Source organism: Lentzea alba (assembly GCF_047445655.1).
GTDB lineage: Bacteria > Actinomycetota > Actinomycetes > Mycobacteriales > Pseudonocardiaceae > Lentzea > Lentzea alba_A.
Genome location: NZ_JAJAEG010000035.1, coordinates 64,817 through 83,700 on the forward strand (window position 1 = coordinate 64,817; position 18,884 = coordinate 83,700).

The 18,884-nt window shown below is 64.8% G+C and carries 16 protein-coding genes and 1 tRNA gene; 11 read left to right on the forward strand and 6 right to left on the reverse strand.

The annotated features are described in order from the left end of the window. Nucleotides 1–4 precede the first annotated feature (4 nt). From LFM09_RS41020 to LFM09_RS41035, 4 genes are read left to right on the forward strand one after another with little or no spacing between them, the layout of a single operon-like run. A complete protein-coding gene (locus LFM09_RS41020; protein ID WP_414102041.1) occupies nt 5–1,054 on the forward strand; it encodes a glycosyltransferase in 1,050 nt (349 codons plus the stop codon). Then, nucleotides 1,047–1,856, forward strand: coding sequence for an N-acetyltransferase family protein (locus LFM09_RS41025; RefSeq protein WP_414102042.1), 810 nt, complete (start codon nt 1,047–1,049; stop codon nt 1,854–1,856). The genes LFM09_RS41020 and LFM09_RS41025 overlap by 8 nt, the downstream gene beginning before the upstream one ends. Before the next feature lie 50 nt (nt 1,857–1,906). Then, nucleotides 1,907–3,193, forward strand: coding sequence for an MFS transporter (locus tag LFM09_RS41030; RefSeq protein WP_414102043.1), 1,287 nt, complete (start codon nt 1,907–1,909; stop codon nt 3,191–3,193). A gap of 46 nt (nt 3,194–3,239) precedes the next feature. Beyond that, nucleotides 3,240–4,025, forward strand: a complete 786-nt coding sequence (locus LFM09_RS41035) for a DsbA family protein (RefSeq protein ID WP_414102044.1) — start codon at nt 3,240–3,242, stop codon at nt 4,023–4,025. On the opposite strand, the gene LFM09_RS41040 is transcribed toward LFM09_RS41035, so the two are convergent. After that, complete coding sequence (locus LFM09_RS41040; protein ID WP_414102045.1) at nt 4,018–5,256, reverse strand: phenylacetate--CoA ligase family protein; 1,239 nt, start codon at nt 5,254–5,256, stop codon at nt 4,018–4,020. The genes LFM09_RS41035 and LFM09_RS41040 overlap by 8 nt on opposite strands. 123 nt (nt 5,257–5,379) lie before the next feature. Between LFM09_RS41040 and LFM09_RS41045 the strand changes: the two genes are divergently transcribed. Together LFM09_RS41045 and LFM09_RS41050 are read left to right on the forward strand one after the other, a co-directional pair. Next, nucleotides 5,380–5,452, forward strand: a tRNA-Ala gene (locus LFM09_RS41045). 552 nt (nt 5,453–6,004) lie between these two features. Next, a complete protein-coding gene (locus tag LFM09_RS41050) occupies nt 6,005–6,190 on the forward strand; it encodes an abortive infection family protein (protein WP_414102046.1) in 186 nt (61 codons plus the stop codon). 31 nt (nt 6,191–6,221) lie between these two features. Here the strand turns inward: LFM09_RS41050 and LFM09_RS41055 are convergent, their stop codons facing one another. The 4 genes from LFM09_RS41055 to LFM09_RS41070 form a co-directional block, all read right to left on the reverse strand. Beyond that, complete coding sequence (locus LFM09_RS41055; RefSeq protein ID WP_414102047.1) at nt 6,222–7,097, reverse strand: DUF4365 domain-containing protein; 876 nt, start codon at nt 7,095–7,097, stop codon at nt 6,222–6,224. 483 nt (nt 7,098–7,580) lie between these two features. Then, nucleotides 7,581–8,057, reverse strand: coding sequence for a hypothetical protein (locus LFM09_RS41060; RefSeq protein ID WP_414102048.1), 477 nt, complete (start codon nt 8,055–8,057; stop codon nt 7,581–7,583). Nucleotide 8,058: 1 nt separating this feature from the next. Further along, a complete protein-coding gene (locus tag LFM09_RS41065; RefSeq protein WP_414102049.1) occupies nt 8,059–11,193 on the reverse strand; it encodes a CHAT domain-containing protein in 3,135 nt (1,044 codons plus the stop codon). After that, nucleotides 11,186–13,435: a hypothetical protein gene (locus LFM09_RS41070; RefSeq protein WP_414102050.1), complete on the reverse strand. Its 2,250-nt coding sequence runs from the start codon at nt 13,433–13,435 to the stop codon at nt 11,186–11,188. The genes LFM09_RS41065 and LFM09_RS41070 overlap by 8 nt, the downstream gene beginning before the upstream one ends. 322 nt (nt 13,436–13,757) lie before the next feature. On the opposite strand from LFM09_RS41070, the gene LFM09_RS41075 reads away from it, so the two are divergent. The 4 genes from LFM09_RS41075 to LFM09_RS41090 all read left to right on the forward strand — a co-directional run bounded on the left by LFM09_RS41075 (nt 13,758) and on the right by LFM09_RS41090 (nt 17,724). Continuing rightward, nucleotides 13,758–13,997 (forward strand): hypothetical protein, encoded by a 240-nt coding sequence (locus LFM09_RS41075; protein WP_414102075.1) that lies wholly within the window; start codon nt 13,758–13,760, stop codon nt 13,995–13,997. A 435-nt stretch (nt 13,998–14,432) separates the two neighbouring features. After that, nucleotides 14,433–14,606: a hypothetical protein gene (locus LFM09_RS41080; RefSeq protein WP_414102051.1), complete on the forward strand. Its 174-nt coding sequence runs from the start codon at nt 14,433–14,435 to the stop codon at nt 14,604–14,606. A 322-nt stretch (nt 14,607–14,928) separates the two neighbouring features. After that, nucleotides 14,929–15,255: an NUDIX domain-containing protein gene (locus LFM09_RS41085; RefSeq protein WP_414102076.1), complete on the forward strand. Its 327-nt coding sequence runs from the start codon at nt 14,929–14,931 to the stop codon at nt 15,253–15,255. A 423-nt stretch (nt 15,256–15,678) separates the two neighbouring features. Beyond that, a complete protein-coding gene (locus LFM09_RS41090; protein ID WP_414102052.1) occupies nt 15,679–17,724 on the forward strand; it encodes a hypothetical protein in 2,046 nt (681 codons plus the stop codon). Nucleotides 17,725–17,989: 265 nt separating this feature from the next. On the opposite strand, the gene LFM09_RS41095 is transcribed toward LFM09_RS41090, so the two are convergent. Beyond that, a complete protein-coding gene (locus LFM09_RS41095) occupies nt 17,990–18,202 on the reverse strand; it encodes a hypothetical protein (RefSeq protein ID WP_414102053.1) in 213 nt (70 codons plus the stop codon). A gap of 55 nt (nt 18,203–18,257) precedes the next feature. Between LFM09_RS41095 and LFM09_RS41100 the strand changes: the two genes are divergently transcribed. Then, nucleotides 18,258–18,707: a hypothetical protein gene (locus LFM09_RS41100; RefSeq protein ID WP_414102054.1), complete on the forward strand. Its 450-nt coding sequence runs from the start codon at nt 18,258–18,260 to the stop codon at nt 18,705–18,707. The last annotated feature ends 177 nt before the right edge of the window (nt 18,708–18,884 follow it).

Below are 18,884 nucleotides of genomic sequence, written 5' to 3' on the forward strand. Positions count from 1 at the left end.
AGCCATGGGGATTCTTGGCGTGGTGTCTGGGGCACTGTCCGTGTTGAGGTCCGCTCGAACCGTGGCGCAGTGGCAGCACGTGGCGGAGGTGTCGTCTTCGTCGAAGACCGCGTCCGTGCTGGCTGTCGTGCCGGCGCGGAACGAGGCGCTGACGCTGCCGTCGTTGCTGTCCGGGTTGGTCGGTCAGCCCGGGGTGCGCGTTGTGGTGGTGGATGACGCTTCTTCGGACGAGACGGCCGTCGTTGCACGTGCTGGTGGGGCTGAAGTGATCTCGTCTGAGGGGCCCGCGCCCAGGTGGGCGGGCAAGGTTGCGGCGATGCATCTGGGCGTGGAGGCGGCTCGGGATGAAGAGTGGTTGCTGTTCCTCGACGCGGACGTGACCTGCACGCCTGACCTGGTCGGGCGGTTGGTGGCCACGGCAGGCGAGCTGGGTGCGGATCTCGTGTCGTCGTCCGGGCGGGGCACCGGGGCGGCCTGGTGGTTCCTGCTGCCCGCGTTCAACACGCTGGTGTTCGAGGGCTCGCCGCCGGACGGTCGTGGGGCGACGGCGCTGGCCGTGGGGCACTGCATCCTGGTGAGGCGGTCGGTCTTCCTCGCCGCGGGTGGGTGGCCCGCGCTGGCCCACACCCACGCGGACGACGTCGGACTGGCCACGTTGATCAGGGACTCCGGCGGGGTCACGCGGTTCGTGGACGCGCAGGGGCTGCTCACGACCTCGGGGATCGACACTTTCGGCTCGTGCTGGCGGTCGTTGCGCAAGAGCATCCAGCCGTCGATGCGGGAGATGTTCGGGCCGTGGGGACGTCCGTTGTTGGTGGTCGCGGGCCTGCTGCACCTCGCGTACGGGCTGATCCCCGTGCTTCGGTGGCGGTCGCCGTGGTCCTGGCTGGCGTGGTTCTCTCAGGCCGTGGCGCACCGCGAGTTCGTGCGGCGGGTCGGTCAGCCGGAGATCTCGGCCGTGCTGGCGCCGTTGTCGTGGGCGACGATCGGGGTGTTCCTGCTGGACTGCGCACTGCGTCCAGGTGCTTCGTGGAAGGGCCGTCGAGTTGGTTGACCCGTTGCGCGATCCGGACGATCCGGAGCTGCTGGACCCGTACCAGTCGCGATCTCTGGCGATCTTGGTCGAGGGCGCGCGGCTCGCGTCCGGCGCGGTCCGGTACGGCAAGATCGGCCGGGTCGGGTGCGCGGCCGTGGTGATCAACCGCGAGAACCCGCTGCCTTCCGGGAACTTCGGGTGCGCGCTGGACGGGACGTCGGTGGAGGTCGCGTCGACGTTGCTGCAGCTGGAGCAGACGTTCGCGGACGTGGGGCGTGCGGAGGCGGTCGTGTACGCGTCGCCGACGACCGTGGACGAGATCGAGGGGATCGCCGACGACTCCGGCTGGTACGCGGTCGAGGAGCTGTTGACCGTGGTTCATCGCGGGTCTGCTGTTGTTTCGGAGGACGTCCGGCGGGCTGAGGATGCGGATCTGCCGGGCATCGTCGACCTGTTGTCCGACGAGCTGGTCGGAAATCGGGCGCGGCTGGCTCGGTGGCTCGGGCATCGATTGGACGACCCGCGGTGTTTGTTGATGGTGGTGGACGACGGCGACCGGATCGGCGGGTTCGTGTCGGGGTTCGCCGAGCGTGGCGTGGGCTTGGTCGAGCAGTGCGTGGTGCGTCCGGCGCGGCGGCGACGTGGTGTTGGACGGTCGTTGGTGGTGTCTGCTGCTGCGGCTCTGCGTTCGAGCGGTGCGGCGTTGATCGCTTCGCAGGTGGACGAGGGTCCGGGGGAGCGGTTCGCCGAGGCGTGCGGGTTCGTCGCGGCGTACCCGGTGACGGCATATGTACGCAGAGTTGATGAGCTACTCGAATGAGTTATTTAGTTGCCGCGTGACATATCCTTAGCAGGGCTAAGGGAGGCTTTGTGCGCGAGCGGTTGCCGGTCGAGGTCTGGGTTCTGGTCGCGGCGAGCTTCATCATCGCCATCGGGTTCGGGATCGTCGCTCCCGTGCTGCCGGTGTTCGCGGCGTCGTTCGGTGTCGGTCACACCGCCATCGCGGCTCTGATCAGCGTTTTCGCGTTCGTCCGGCTGGCGTTCGCGCCGATGAGCGGCAAGCTCGTCAACCGGTTCGGCGAACCGCACATCTACATCGTCGGCATCCTGATCGTGGCGTTCGGCACCGCGATGTGCGGGTTCGCGCAGAGCTACACCGAGATGCTGCTGTGGCGTTCGCTCGCCGGCATCGGGTCGACGATGTTCACCGTGGCCGCGCTGGGCCTGTTGATCCGCATCACGCCGGCGCCGATGCGCGGGCGGGCGTCGGGGATGTGGGCGGCGGGCTTCCTGGTCGGCAACATCGCGGGTCCGATCGTCGGCGCTGGCCTGGTGCCGCTCGGGCTGTGGGTGCCGTTCGTGTCGTACGGCCTGTTGCTGTGCCTCGCGGCGTTCGTCGTCTGGTTCTTCCTGCGCCGTTCGACGTTGGCGGCGCTGGACCGCAACAACACCGAGACGCCCATGTCGATGCGTCAGGCCGTGCGGCACCCGGCATACCGTGCGGCGCTCGCGTCCGGGTTCGCCAACGGGTGGGCCGTGTTCGGCGTGCGGATCTCGCTGGTCCCGGTGTTCGTCATCGAGGCGCTGAAGCACAGCGCGGCCGTGGCGGGCATCTCGATGTCGGTGTTCGCCGCCGGCAACGCCGCGATGCTGTTCCTGTCCGGCAAGATCGCCGACACCCGCGGCCGCAAGCCGGTCGCCATCGCCGGTCTGCTGATCAGCGGCCTGGCGACGGTGTGGATGGGCTTCACCGGTGACGTGTGGACGTTCATGGCCGCCTCTCTTGTCGCGGGTGCGGGCGCCGGGCTCCTGAACCCGCCGCAGAACGCCGTGGTCGCGGACGTCATCGGCGCACGCGGCAAGGGCGGTCCGGTGCTGGCCGGGTTCCAGATGGTCACCGACCTCGGCGCGATCATCGGCCCGATGTGTGCCGGCCTGCTGGCCGACTCTTTCGGTTTCGAAGCGTCGTTCGCCATCACCGGCGCCGCACTGCTGCTGTCCGTGGGCTTCTGGTTCGTCGCCCCCGAGACCCTGCCCACACATGAGGAGGAGCACACGGCTGCCGCTGTCGCACCGGAGTGCGGCTGCCTCGACGAAAGCGCCGAGGTCCCGACCGGCGAGCGGGTGGGCGGCCGGCCACGCCACCCAGAAGCGTGATTGCGTACTCAGCTTCTTTTTAGTTTGGCTCGCTACCCTCGTCGCCGTGGGTGGTGCAGAGCGCAGTGCGCGGAAGAAGAAGCAGGCCGCGCGTGCGGTGGTTCAGGCCCGGACGTCCGGCGGTTCCGACCGGACCAAGGTGATCGCAGGCGTCATCGTCGTGGTGCTGCTCGCGGTCGCCGTGATCGGCTACGTCGTCTACGACAGCATGCAGTCCAAGCCGTCCCCGGATGCCGCCATCCCGCAGGCCCCGGCCGACCACACGATCTCGGCCCCCGCGGTCCGCGACGGCAACACCGTGCTGGTGGGCAAGGACACCGCCACGGTCACCGTCGACGTGTACGAGGACTTCCTCTGCCCGATCTGCGGCACGTTCGAGAAGACCTACGGCACGGACATCAAGAAGGCCGTCGAGGACGGCAAGGTGAAGGTCCGCTACCACATCCTCCCGATGCTGAACCGCATGTCGAAGCCCGAGGGCTACTCGACCGAGTCGGCCAACGCCGCGCTGTGCGTGGCCGACGACGGCAAGTTCAACGCGTTCCACGCGGCCCTGTTCAACTCGCAGCCCGAGGAAGGCGAGGCCGGCTACACCAAGACCCAGCTCATCAACCTGGGCAAGGCAGTCGGTGTGACTGCTGCTGGGTTCGAGTCCTGCGTGCAGAACCAGACCTACAAGTCGCAGCTGGACGAGCTGATGTCCAAGACCAGCAACGACCCCGCCCTGCGCGACCCGGAGACGGGCCGCTTCCGCGGCACGCCCAGCGTCGCCTCCGGCGGGAAGCTCGTCGACCTCGACAACAAGAACTGGCTCTCCGACCTGGCTAAGTGAGCCCGTCGATCGGCGCCTGGCCCTGGGTCCACCGGGCCAGGCGTTGTGCTTTCCCCACCTCTGTGCGCGGCAGCTTGCCCGGTTCGAGGACGTGGACCTGGCACGTGATGCCCAGGCGTTCCTTGAGGTTGTTGCTCATCGCGTTCTTGATGTCCTGAGTGGACTCAACGGCGACGTGCAGCTGCGCAGTGCTGGTCCTGCGGTCCTCGATGATGAGGTAGTGCGGGCCGGCGTGCTGCAGGACAACCGCTTCGATCTCCGTCGGGAACACGTTGACGCCGCGGATGATGAGCATGTCGTCCTTGCGGCCCTTGAGCTTGCTCATCGTGGTCAGTGTTCGTTGGCCTTTGGGTGCGTGGAGCGTCGCCACGTCACCCGTGCGGTACCGGAGGAGCGGCATGCCGGTCTTGGTGAGCGTGGTGAAGATGAGCTCACCGTCCTCGACCTCCGGGTAGAAGTGGTCCTCCGCGATGTTCAGAAGCCCTTCCGAGTCAAGGGATTCACACGCCACGCCCGGACCGATCACTTCGGACAGTCCGTAGATGTCCAGCGCCCTGATGTCGAGCCGCTGCTGGATCTCCTGCCGCATCTCCTCGGTCCACGGCTCGGCGCCGAAGATGCCGACCTTGAGGCTTGTTTCTTTGAGGTCGTCCGCGAGCCTCAGTGCGTACGACGGCGTGCAGCAAAGGATGTCGGGCTTCAGGTCGTCGATGAGCCGGACCTGCCGCTCCGTCATGCCGCCGGACATCGGGATGACGGTGGCTTGGAGTTTCAGCCCACCGTGGTGCACCCCGAGCCCGCCCGTGAAAAGCCCGTAGCCGTAAGCGTTGTGGATGGTCGACGTGTTGGTGGCTCCCGCACCCTTCAGCGCCCTGGCCATGACCTCGGCCCAGATCTCGATGTCGTTGGCGGTGTACGGAATGAGCGTCGGCCGGCCACCCGTGCCCGACGACCCGTGCACGCAGACGACGTCTTCCTCCGGCGCGATCCGCAGCCCGAACGGGTAGTGGTCCCACAGGTCCTGCTTGCTGATCGTGGGCAGCAAGTGGATCTCGTCGAGCCTGACATCTGTGCCGCGCGTCACTCCATGATCTTTGAGCCTCGCACCCTGGAGGTTGTCGGTGCCGAGAAGCCTGTCGACGAGGCCCTGCAGGCGTTGTTCCTGCAGCTCGCGGCGGGCCTCGGGGTCCATGCACTCGATCTTCGGGTCGAACGGCGCTGCGGCGGTCATCACCCGGTCCTACCAGCCTTTATGCGGTTTGGATACCCCCGATTTTTATCTCGGTGGCGTCTTGATGTACGGTATTGCCACACGAGAACGGCAGGGAAACCGGCCGGGAACGTGGACCTTCAAGGGGCTGTGGCGCAGCTGGTAGCGCATCACACTGGCAGTGTGAGGGTCAGGGGTTCGAGTCCCCTCAGCTCCACAATTGAATTGGCTGTGCAAATCGCCCGTTGACCTGCAGGTATGAGGTCGGCGGGCGATCTTGTGCTTTTGTCCCATGTGGACAGTGGCACCCCTAACTGGAGCAAAACTGGAGCACGGGCCTGAATCTCGCGAAATAGGGTCACGGATCTGCTCCAAGACCATGCCGCCCGTCTGGGTGATGGTTGCTCGGGGCCTTTGGGATCGTCGCAGACCACGTCTGGGTCGGCGGTCAGTGCCGCGCGCCCACCGTGCGCTAGTTCTTGGCGCACCGGGCAACTGGGGCGGTCAATCCGGGCGTTGACCGCCGTGATTGGGCGTCGATTGGACGTGCGACGTCTGGCCAGAGCGGCGGGGTGACAGGTAGGCACGTCGCTGAAGTGCAAAGGGCGTGGCGCGCATGGCTAGCTCGGCGTTGGCACCGCTGGACACCTGTGCGCCCGTCGGCATGTGGCCGCGGCGGGCCCCTCCGTGCTGAAGGAAAAGCGAGCGAGTCTTCGCATCCGAGGTTGCAGGTTCGAATCCTGCCGGAAACTCGCCCGAGGCTTAGGCGATGCGACTGCTCAAGGAGCTGTCCAGTTTCGTCGGCACCCTGCGCAACGACTTCGGCGACGGCCACGGCTCCGTCCGGGCGCACACCTCCGTCGAGTCCCGTCACGCGCGTTTGACCGTGCGGGCCGCGATGGCGTGGTGCTACTTCGCGTTGGAGACTTTGCAGGACCAGAACATCGACGATTAGAGACGGCACCAGGGCCGCGTGCGAAGGACGATCATCGGCCGCGTGGTTGCGCCGCTTTGCCTGACCAGGCGGGCCGCCGCGCATGGCGCGAACGCTGCCTGCTCAGGGTCGCTTGACGATCCGGCCATCGGCCAGACGCCAGTGCCCGCCGCATAGCTACGTATGTGTCGTACGCGTTGGACTCCGCCTTCTCATAGGTCTCCTCGTGCACCTGCACGTCCGCCCATGCGAACAGCTGCGGAACCACCTCGGCGTAGCTCGCGAGGCCAAGAACCACGCCCCAACTGGCCAGCTTCTCAGGCTTCTGACCGTCTGCGTTGTCCACGCCCAGCGAGATGGAGCCGCGTCCGGACGTCTTGTTGATCCACTCCTCTATATCCACCATCAGTCGCTTGCCACTGGCCAGCAGCTCCATCCACGGCTTCGCCAGCTGCAGCTGGCGAAGCCGCAGGACGTACGGGTCACCCTCGGCGGCCACGCGAAGCCTGTTCGCCGCGCTTGCGTCCAGCACGTGGGCTTCGGGTACAAGCAGCTTCCAGCCTCCCGTGGACGTTTCTTGGAGCGTCTGGCGGTTCACCAGCTGCCAGTGGCAGTGCTTGGTCTCCGGGTGGTACAGCACCACGGCCACAGGTAGGGAGTGGTTGAGCCAGTAGGCCACATGCTCAGCATCCGGCCGGAACCACCAGCCCCTTCGCGCCGTCTCCCGGAACCAGCCCATCCCGCCCTTGATCTGCAGCGCCAGCAGCCGCCCTTGCACGTCCTCGCCGTCGACAACCTCAGCATGCGCGTCGATGCCGTAGTCCTCAGTCGGCTGCTCGCGGAACAACCAACCCAGCTCGTCCTGGATGGCCAGCTGGGTGTGAGTCACTCCCTCGCTGGCGACCCTGGCGGAAGGCTTGCGTCGCATGCCGGACATCTTTCCGCTGCCGGCTCCCCAACCAGGAGACGGCCAGGCGGAGCGGCCCTGCCGAACGTCGTCCTACTCCAGTTTCCCATGACCTGGCGGAGGTCAGCGACCCATCAGACACCGAAGTAGGCGCCCACCAAGGGCCTTGGGATGCGGCATCACAACCATCACCGCCTTGAAGTTGGCGGGAGGCCCGACAGCATCCGGGCATCCCACCAACTTCCGCTCGTCGTTCACGACTAAGTAAGGACATAGCTGAACGGCGCGAGGCAGAGCAAAACCGTTGCGGCGAAAGCTCCACCCCCAGCCGCGACGGCGACGCTCAGACGTTGGGAGCGTCTCGTCAGGATGCCCGCCACAAGCGCCACGATGACGCCCGTCAAGCACGCCACGAACGCGGTGAGCGCCTTGATGATCACCGGGCGCGCCAACAGCATGAGCGTCGTCGGCTCGTTGAACGAGACTGCGCCGCTGCTGGCCGGGCTACGAACGACCGTTGAAGATTTCGTACAGCAGGGTGGCGAGCCGCTCGAGGCTGTTGCCGGCCGCAGCGTTCTTCTGAAGTGTGAAGGACGCTTCGATCTTGCCGTTCTTTCGATGGATCTTGATGTCCACTTTGGTCTGCAACCACGAGATCGCCGCCGCGAGCACCACGACTGTGGTGACTGCGGTCTCCACACTGAGCTGCTCGTCCGCAGGTGGATCCGCAAGGGTCGCTTCTGCGGTCGCACGGGTGTCTTGATCGCCCAGGAGCAGTTCGAGCATTCGACGAGCGACCATCGGATCGCCGGCGATCTCGCCGTTGCCGGAGCGGCCGCCTACCCGCAGAAGTTCCGCCACTACTTCCCCGGCCTCGACTGCATCGCGGACCGTACTGTCGGCCACTTCGCCGCTGGGCCATAGCTGCTCAGTGATTTCTTGCAACGCAAGCACTACTGTGCGGTCTGAAATATCAAGCACGCTATCTCCAGTCTCCGAGGATCATCAGACTCGCCCAGTGGTACGGGTGCCGCAACCATGGTCGGCTGTCATCCGCAACGAGCGCGCGTTGCGCTTTCCACAATGCTTGCCACAAAGGGGCGCCCTCAAGCCAATTCTGGTACAGGAGCGCCACCAACTCCCGGGAGCTGGCTCGGTCGATGTTCCATCCGGGACCGACGACCGTGCGTGTACCTGTGTAGAGGAGCGCACGGGTCAGGCCAGCGGTACCGGCACCGGGGTGCTCCGGCATGGACCAGGAAGCTGAGCACGCCCTCATAATGGCCACGGGTGGCACGTTCGGCGACTCCGCGATATCTCGTGCACGCAGGATGAAGCCGGCTTCGCCAGCTCCCGCCGCATACCTGCTTGGCCGGGTTCGGCCATCGGAGAGCAGTAGCGCCGATTCGAGTGGGTCGTTCGCGTCTGAGATGCCGTGACAGGTGAAGTGCACGATTTCAGGCCCGGACAGGGCATGGAGCACAGACTCCGGCGTAGCCGAGGTTCCCGTCAACTCCGTGACCTGCAGACCGACCTCGGCCAGCAGTGCGGACTCGCTTTCGAACTCTTCGATCATCGAGTCCTCAGTTGCCCCGACTGCCGCCACAAGGGCGTGCCACGGGCTCACGGGAGGACCGGCGAGCAGATAGGGCAGGACGCTCACGCTGGGGCAGTGTGTCACAGCGATCCGTTCCCCGATCGGCACCCCGTCAAGTCCTTCCATCGCCTGAATCGGAAGTGAGTCCAACGGTCCATGGGGGGCGATGCAGGCCAGGCGAAGGCCTCTCAGGTCAGTGGCCCAGGGAAACAGCGGCCTCAGCGCATCAAGGAAAGACAGAGCGCGAGCAAAAGGACGACGTGCACGTAGTGGCGGCATCGGCGGAAATGCCTCGGCATCGCCATTGAACGTCCGGCGCAGCTCTGCGGCAGTCGAGGAAATCACATCTCGGCCGATCGGCACGCGATGGATCTGCAGGGTCAGATCCTCGGACGTCAACACAAAGCAGAACGTCGAGCGCACTCCGACGAAGTACGATACCAGGATCATTCCTTCGGCCGGAGAATTCCTGGCGACGAGCCGCTGGATGTCGGTCAACCCGCTCGGTTCTCCTGCGCGGAGTCGAACATATTCGGGTGCGCCCATCTGGTCGTGAATCGCCAAGAGATGGGCGGCGATCTTGGCGCCCATCTCCACTTTTTCGGGAGAAACCCGCTGCCCGACTGCGAAAGTGTGCCTGAGATGTCGCCGGGCGATGAGGCACCTGTGTTCGAGCTCCACGAGCCTACTCTGCACCCCGGCAGGAGCAGGCAGCGGTCCGTCCGACAGCTCAGCCAGAAGATCCCTTGCTTTCGCCTCCTCATGCAAGTCGAACGCGAGCTCCTTGCGGCTCCGCTGGTCTGGAAGAGGCACATCGTGATCTAGCAACATCTCGATCAGCTCTTCATATACCGCAAGGGCGTCGCCCGCTAGCTCGGCCCGCTGATGCGGATCATCGGTGGCACCCATTTGACGAAGGAAATCTTCACGACACCCCCACACTGTCGCCCATCGCTCATTCGTCATCTCAGGCTGGTCGGCCAATATTCTCGCGTAGCCGAGGCGTAGCTGGGTTCCGAAACTTGAATTCCCTCGCTCTTCGGCCTCGGCGATCAACAGCTTGTACAGTCGTCCAGCGTCACTCCTTCGGCCACCCCTGGCGCAGAGGTTTGCCAACGTCTGCCCGGCCGTCGCGCGCCGGTACCAATGACCGGTCCGTCCTGCAGCGGTGAAATCTTCTTCGAGCCATTCGACGATTTCCGAGTCAGGTTCAGCGGATATCTCGGATTGCCGCGCCGCACACATGGTCGCCAGTTCGCCGTTGGACGCCTCACTTGAATGGATCCAGGCGGCCTGGTAGTAGGTTCGGGCCGCCTCGTGATCAGCCGTATCGCGCGCGATGTCGCCAAGCCCGATCAGTGAAATCGCCTCAGCCCCCGTGCCGCTGGGACGGTGTGCATATGCGGCCAGCGCCGCTGTGTACTCCCTCTGCGCGGATGCGAAGTCGCGATCCGTGAGGTAAGCCACGGCAAGGTTATTGTGGAGACTTCCGTCCACCACCCAACTCTGCGCTGCGGCAATCCGCACATTCTCCCTGGCAACCTGGATGCCGACACGGATACGGCCCCTTTTCAGGAGCGACGCCGCGAGGTTGCCACGGTAGCGGAACGCATGACCCGACCGGTGCGTCCTCTCGATGTCAAGAGCCGCCTGGTAGTCCGCACCTGCTGCCACGTGGCGGCCGAGGTCATCGTGAATGAGGCCGCGCAGGTTGAGAAGACTGGCGAGGGTTGGATTCGATTGTCCTGCCAGTTGAGTCTCGGCCTCTGCCAGCGCGTTATTTGCTCGTATCAACGCCGTGTGGAGCTGTCCCTGCGTTCGCAGGGACATGGCCAGCGCACGGCATAGCGTCAAGCGGTCGGCCGCGGCGGCATGGGGTTCGGCCATCAGGAACGCGTCGACGGCACCTCTGGGGTTTCCGGAAGCCTGCAAACACGAACCGAGGGTGAGCAGCGTGAGATAGCGCAACTTCGTGTCATGCGCTGCTGCTTCCCCAACCGCGCGCCTCGCGTGGTAGATCGCGCGGTGGTACCGGCGACGATCCCGCAGAGCACATGCCCACATCGCCCTTCCGTGGATTCGATCCCGGTCCACCTCACTAACCAGGCCCGCCGCGGTCGCGAGCGAGTATCCCCGGTAGGTGGGGAGATTCGCCCTGTCGGCGAATTCGAGCACCGCGTCGATCGCATCTTCAGGCAGTGGCCGGCCGTCGAGCAGTGCGTCTCGCTGGCCTAAGAGGTCGCCTCGACCGGCGGCATTCTTCAACGCCGCCGTGAAACCACTGACGTTCGAATCTGTCGAGCTCGCGAGTTCGCCCACAAACCGGAGGAAAGCCGCCTCCGCAGGGCTGCCGGCCTCCACCGCAGCGTTGACCATCCACTCCAGAGCGTCGGGAAGTACCGCTCTGACGGGCGGTGGGAGCTCCCTGAGCATCGCACCGACCGCAGCAACGTCTTGGCATTCCAAGAACGCCAGTTGAATAGCCACCCAAAAGGTCGCGTCGGCCTTCGGCTCAGCCACTCGACGGCACCTCTCTGTAGCGCCGGGCGCGGTGGACATCACCGAGCTCGTCGCACACCAGAACCAACGCGGATCGTTGTTCATCGCTCAGGTCTGGGTGCTCCGCGACCAGCGCGTCGGCGGCCAACCGATCACCTACCCGCAGCTCGGAGGTTGCCAGCTCGAGCAGGTACTCGCCAGGGTGCCGCTGGTGGCGGCGGCGCAGGGTTTTCAGTGCACGCTGGGCCAACGGTTCAGGGCCACTACACGCCAGCTCCATGAGGTGCCGGGCTTCGGCGATGCGTTCCTCACGATTGAACCGGCGATCCATGACCGTGGCTTGGCGCTCCAGAAGGACCGCGGGCGAGCTGGGATCGGCGGCGGTCAGCCGATTCAACACATCCGCGTACTCCGTCGGCGTGCCGACCTCGTTCACGGCCCCCAGGAGCTCAGCGAGGGTCTCCGGGTCGGGGTCCGCGCGTGCCAGCGCTTCAGCCGCTTCCCGGAAGTGGTCCGAATCCCCAGTCAACCGGCCAAGAGCCATCAGTGCATCGGCGCGCTTCCGGATCAGTCTGGGCACGCCGCCGCGCTGAGACCACTCGTCCAAAGCGTTCGCACGCAACAGATGAAACTTCTCGTCGAGCTTCCGGCGCGTGACGACGAGTTGGCAGGCTTCGAACCGACGTTGGAGGTCGGAACCGCCACTCTTCCCAACGACCTGGCCAAGGCACAGCAAGGCCAGCTCGACGTTGTCTGCTGCCACAAGAGCGGTGGCCAGGTCCGCGACAACCGCGGGACTGTCATTCCAGCGATCGTCGACCAGGGGTCGGAGTACGTTGATCGCCCGGAACGGTGCGCCCGCGACGAGATAAGCCAAACCCAGCTCGTGGCGGCGTGTGCTGTCATCGCCTGCGCGCGTCGCCAGCGCATGCAGCGCCTCAAGGCGGCCCGACTGCCCGGCTTCGACCCTCGCGAAGAGGTTCTGCCAGCCTGGGAGCACATCCGGATCGAACGGTACGGCCCAGTTCAGCCCAGTGTCATGGACAGTCACCCGAGCAGCACGTACCGCGCGGCCCGCCGTCGCCACAGGTGCTGGTCCCTGGCCTGGCTCGCGCATCGCCTCTGCCAGCCCCATGAGGATCTCCGGCCTGTCCCGACTGTCCGCCACAGCGAGCGCCCGCCGGTACAGGTCAACAGCCTCTTCAAGATCATCAGTCGAGGTGTCTCCCTGGACGCGATCCTGGTACCTCATACGTAACAAACGAGCGAGGCAAGCCAGATAGTTGGCTGGGCGCGAGTGGCGATCCGACGGGTTGGCCACCACTCGCCGGCCCAACGCGATCGCCGCGTCACGATCGTCAGCCTCTCCGACCAGATCGAACCGCGCGACCAGTGCGATGAATCGGCTCGTCCGACTCTCAGGTCTGTCCGGCAACAAGTTCAACAGATCGAGTGCCATGTCCAAATCAGCCAGGTCATGGCCCGGTCCGAGCAAAGACGCGGCCACATTGTTGGTCAGTCGAGCGAGCTCCTCGTACCAGGCGAGAATCTCGTTACGGCACGCGTTGGGCTCTGTCAACTCCGGCAGCACGCGCCCCAGAGAGCGATGTGCAGCGATCACCTCCCGTGGAGGGATCCCGCCAACCTCGGTGTGCCATCGGTACAAGGCGTTGGCGAGGTAGTAGGCGAGGCCTTCAATGTCAAGATCCTTGTGCTCAGCAGCGAGGCTTCGCCCCAGAAGGTCAATCGACTCAACGAGTGCTGACGCATCCTGCGTATCGTGATAGCGCATGGTCAGCGCGACTCCAAGGCACCCAAGGCGACCTGGGTCGGGGTTCTCGGTTACGCCGATCCGCAAGGCGAGGATCGCGGCCTCACGTGCACCAGGATCTCCATCGCATCCCGTATCAAGCACAAGATCGAATGCCAAGCGGTCGAGCACCTCGATATGAGAACGATTCCTGGCGACCTTGAGCAACAAAGGGCGGATGGGAGGAGCTACGGCGTCAGGATCATCACGCCCAACCAGATAGGAGCAGATCTGAGCTGCCAGCAGATCGCATCGCGCCTGCTCGCGGAAGCCCGCACGGTACACGTAGAGAAGAGCAACAGACTGAAGGACATCATGGTCGAACTTTCCGTCATTCCATGACGCGTGGAGTATTGATGCCGCATGTTGGGCGGCCTCCAGACTCAACACTGCTTGGCTATCGCCATTTCGCATCCAGGTACTGATGGCGAAGAGACGCTCCCCCTCGTACACCGCTCTGATCCTCCAGCCCCGAACCGCATGGCGCAACTACCCATTGAGCTACTGAATTCGAAGCCAGCCCGTGCGGGTGTGCGCAGCCCCTGACAGGCCGACTGGCACCGCGACCCTGCACGACCAGCCTGTGGCCTGGTCCTCCTCGGTCACACAGGTGACCGACGTCGCCGCTCGCATAGCGGCAACCGGCTGGCCGACGCTGGGACTTGACCATGACCATAAGAGTGGTGTCGAGCGGTCGTCGAAGTGATGCGGCTGATGGCCGTGACCGGTCATGCGCTCGATGCCGTCAATCGCCAAGTTGAGACCACTCGGCTACATGGAACCTGACCGCCGCGGCGCTGAGCTGCTGTTCCAGGTGCTGACCGAACGCGAGGAGGAGAACTCCGTCGCGATCGCCTCGAACGAAAGTTTCAGCGACTGGACCAAGACCCCCCACCGGCCCGCAGCTCCGCGCCGCGATCGTCGACAGACTCACTCTTGGCGCCAACATCATCGTGATCGGCACCGACTTCAACCGGCTCGCGCAGACCCGCGCACGAGTGGTGCCAAGGGGTGACGGGTGAGCGGTGCGCTTTCGGCGCAGCGTCAAGCACGTGGGGGAACAGCTGAACAACCTGGTACCTGAATGGATGAGCTTGGTCGGCTCGCCGAGCGGGTCGGTGGCTTAAGGACGGCGGGTGTCCCGCCTGATCTCTCAGATTGGGTTGAAGATGGCCGGTCACTAAGAGACGCCGTCCATTCGGGCCCTCTGCCTGGACAGATGCGCGGCTCGATCAGCAGTCTTGGCCCCGAAGTTGGTCCGATCGAGTGACGGTTCACTCCATCGGGTGGTCTCGATCAGCAGCACCGCAGGACTAGACAGAATCCGCAGCGTGAGCCGGACGCTTGATCCCAAGTTGTCCACAGGTCTTGAGTTATCCACAGACGGCTGTGTGCAGCCCCATGAGAGAACCGCGAACTACCAAGGTGAAGGCACAGCAGGGAGGTGACCATGTGGTCCAACATCGGCGCGACGGGAGCGCTCGCGCTGTTTGGCGTGGTCGCCGCACGCGTGGTGATCATGATCGCGGCGTTGCGCGGAACGAAGCCCGAACAGCGAGCTGAGATCATCCGCGCGCTCAACAAGGAACCAGGTCCCGCTCGGCCCCGTAGTCGGGAGCGCTGACCCGCTCGGCGGAGGGCTAGCGCAATCACGCCCGAAGACGTGGAAGGTTAAGCGTGCGAAGCACGGCCAGGTTGGGCAGCACGATCATCGATCGCGCAGTGGCATCGGCAGCTGTCGATGCCGTATCCGGCTGGGTTGAGATATCGGCATAGGGTGGATCAGGTGATCGACAAGCTGACGAGGGACGCGGCGGTCGCCGACGCATGGCTCGCTATCGGAGTTCGATGATGCCCGCGAGTGGCTGCATGCTCGACCGGAACTGCCGGATCCGCTCGCAGCAGAGATCTGGGTCTTCGACCGTGCCTATGGCCACGTGTTGCTCGTGCAACATCGTGTGCGTGGTTTGGTAGCTCCGGGCGGCACTGTTGAGGCTCGTGAGACGCCGCGGGCAGCTGCGGTCCGTGAACCTCTCGAAGAGACCGGCGTGGTAGGGGATCTGCTGCCAGCTCCGACCGCCGTCGGTGTTCGTTCGTATCGCGCTGACTGGGCGCCGACGTTGAGCCTGTTCTATAGCGTCGTGGTCGATCGTGCTGTGGCGCTGGGTGGGGGAAAGGCGGGCAGCCGCCGAGACGGGTCAGCCTGGACGACACAAGGGACAGCGTGTTTCCCGAGGATCGAAGTCGCATTCGCGCATGCGCGTCGCAGCTGAATGGCCGGCAGTGCCGTCGAGTACGTGTGCTACGAGTCTGCGTGATCCAGGCGGTTCGGCGCCGACGACCACGAGATCGGCGCGGCCGGGCTCTCGGTCCGGTCATGCAGCCTGGCCCTGCGTGCGATCGCGTCCGTGTCAGACGGCTGAACCGCGAGGATCGTGGGGGCGCGAACGGAATGTCGACCTGCGGTCGACGCTACCTCTCATTACTGGCCAAAAAGATGACACCGAGGTCGACCCTGCGGCAAAGGTGAAGTTCATTGGTTGACAGTCGGTCTACGAGCGGTTGATCCGATGCGCCAAGTGGTATGAGGCCGTTAGCCCCGACCGATCACCAACACTGAATCGGGTGTATCCCCCTTTTTTGGGACATGGAAAATCCGCTAGCGTGCTGACTTCCGCCGATCCCGGAGAGCGCGCGTGAGGGCTGGACAGCCGCCTGAGGATGGCGGGCTTGGCACCACCACCAACCATGTCGAGTCAAGCAGTGCGCACAACATCGCGCAGGCCGGCTCGATCGGCAGCGTCCACTTCCACGGCGTCCCAGATGCTGACCTGCAGCCAGGCCTGGTGTCCACCATCCCACCGACGGAGCTGTTGACTGGGCCGATCTATGGTCGGGACGAGCTGGTTGACCTCCTGGTGGAGATCACGCTTCGCGCGACCGGCTCGAGCGTGGTGTTGCATGGCACTGCCGGCGGAGGGAAGACGGCAGTAGCTCTTGCATTGGCAGATCGGCTCGAATGGGAGCATCCGCGGACGCGGGTGTGGTGGATTGACGCTTCTTCCGAGAGCAGCCTCTCCGCTGGCCTTCGTGAAGCGGTGTATGACGCCGATCCGCACTATCGGGTTGATGAGGTTGTTCGTGCCTGGCGTGGCGAGAGCTCGGCCCCCAATGTTCTCAAGAGAGCGCTCGCAGATGCGCCGGGTCGGTGGGTGATCGTCCTCGACGGTGTTGATGACCGTCGGCTGCTGACGAAATGGCGTGCAGCGCTCCAGCAGTCAACCGGGACCGTGATCATCACGAGTCGCCATGGCAAGGCCAAAGTGTGGGACGGAGTCACCGAGGTACGCGAGGTCGGTGCTCTAGGGGAAGCAGCTGCGGTCAAGATGCTGCAGGCCTTTGCGCCAGCGTCTGGAACAGACGCGCAGGCACGTGAACTCGCGTGTGCTCTGGGGTATCTGCCGCTCGCCCTCCGCTTGGCGGGCAGCTACCTCAACGCGGTTCCCACGTTCCCGACCAAAGCCGGTCTCGCGTTGCCGGAAGATTTTGAGCAATACCGGTCGGTTTTCCATGAGCGCTTCGGTGAACTCGACCGGCTGCACGAGATCGGCAGTGGCCTGAGAGAGCGGGAGCTCCTGTCGCGGACGTGGGAGCTCTCGCTCGACTTGCTCGAGGAGCTCGGTATGCCGTGGGCGCGCCCGCTGCTGCGGTGGTTGTCGTGCTTCGATCAGGCTGCCATCCCGTGCGATCTGGCGAACTTCGAGATCCTCAACCTTTCCCCGTTGTTCAAGGGCTTGACGGGCATGGACGTAATCCACGCATTCGTATTCCTCACCAACTTCGGGCTTGTTGAGCAGGTGTCAGTCAGCGATGCGCGGTCCTCGGCCGTGACGACCAACTGCTGGCTGCTTCATCCGGTTATCCGCGAGGCGAACCGGCACCAGCCAGATCTCCGGCGTGATCTCGCCCTCTACATGAGGCTGGCGATAAATACGCTGGACGTCTACACCTGCGGCTTGTCGTCGAGCGACCCGGCCGCCCTCTCCCTGTGGGCGGCCCTAAGCCCGCACTGTGAATCTGTTGTGGACTGGATTCACCGAGAACGAGCGACGCTGCCGGATCCGGGCGACTTTGAGCTGCTGGGCACGAAACTGACATGTGTGGTAGCCCGGTTTGCGCAACTATCCGGTGCCTACGTTCGAGCCGAAAACCTGTACCGGCATGCGCTCGCTGTCCGGCTTCGACATCTGGGAGAACACCACCCCGAGGTGCTGGCTCTACGGCGACACATAACCCTGTCGCGCTGGGACCACTACAGGACACGGCAGTCGATTACGGAGCTGATGTTGCTCACGGACGACGCCCGCGATGCCCTTGGTGAGCATGACCCCTTCACGATCGAGTGCCAGCTCGACCTCGCCTTGGCACAGTCCCACTTCGTCGACACGGATACGGTGATCGACGACTACCGCGAAGTTGTCCGTCTAAGCCGGAAGCTATACGGCAAGACCGAGATGACGGGGCTATCGGCCCAGATGAACCTCGTGACTGAGCTGGGGCGTCGGGAAGACGAGTCGTGCGCACCTGAACTGTTGACCCTGCTCACGATGATCCACGAAGTGGAGCAATCGCCGGGCGCCGCTCAACAGGTTCCATTTCGACTCGAGCGCTTGAGGGCGACAGTCATGCACCTACTCCAGAACTACCGCGGCTGGCGAGACATCCTTGTCTCAGATGACTGATGGCGCCATCTCGCCTTGATCTTGTAGGCCAGTGAGCACGGTGGAACCGTCCAAAACGAGCGCGGGGATCTGGTCGGCTGGCATCGGATCGGGGAGCGTAGTGCCACATGGTGGCTGAGCAGCTTGGCCAGCGGTGCCGGGGTGTTAACCGGTGCGGCGTCGGAGTTGTTCGTGCTCACATCCGTCAACCTAGCTGTCAGGGACTTTCTGTGAGTGCCGATCGTCGAGGGCGTGCAAGCCGCACTGCGTGACTGGCCGCGGACCCCTATTGGCCTATGACATCGGCGTTCCGATCAGCCGGTTTCTTGGTCGGCTGGCCCAGCCTGGCCGTTGTCACAGCCGGGTTGCAGCCGAGCTGCGCGATCGAGAAGGTCAGCCCCGGCCTCAGTGTTGAATTCGACAGGATCCGGGTTCTTCCGAGATGGTCCGCGTGCCGCGTCTGAACTGTGAGGAAGACGTCGGCGCGCTTGAGTTCCACGATTGGACTCCCCGCAGCGTTGGTGCACCGTCGAAGTGCGGGCATCGTGTCGCTGGTGCGGTTCGCGGTCGATACAGGACATCTTGAGCACGCCGTGCAGATCCCCCAGCTGGTCGGCGCGAATTCGCTCAGGCAGGGCTGTGTCGCCGAGGTGCTGAGCCTGCCGCACGCCGGGCTCCCTGCGGCGAAGTCGCTGGGTGAAGCCGGCCGAGGCGGCGCGGCTGATCTGATGCAGCAGATAGGCCGCACCTGCCTGCAGCGTCAGGAGTATGCGCAGTCAAGCACTATGGGATCGACTCGCGTTATCGCGCTTTGGCTCTCGCGTTGTTTCGCTGAAGATGCGCTGGGGAAGCACGCTCGGCAGTTCGCGGTTGGCGACGTTGGGGAAGTGTGTGCGCTGCGTGCGAGAAATTTGGCGGCGGATCGTGTTGATGATGGACTGGCGCAGCTCGTGCACGTCCAGCTGGCGGGGTGGTCACCGACTGGCACGTCGAACCGCTGTTGAACTGCGAGCCGACACTCCGCGTCCAGTCGCCAGAGCGGGGCCGGACTCCGGCAACGACTGTGTGCTGCTGCCGGTCGAGGTCGTGGACGATCCCACACGCCCCGTTTGCGTCGCCTCGAACGGCATGTCGGCGAAAGTTCAGGCCGTGCCGGGGGGATCATCGTCTCGATGCGGCTA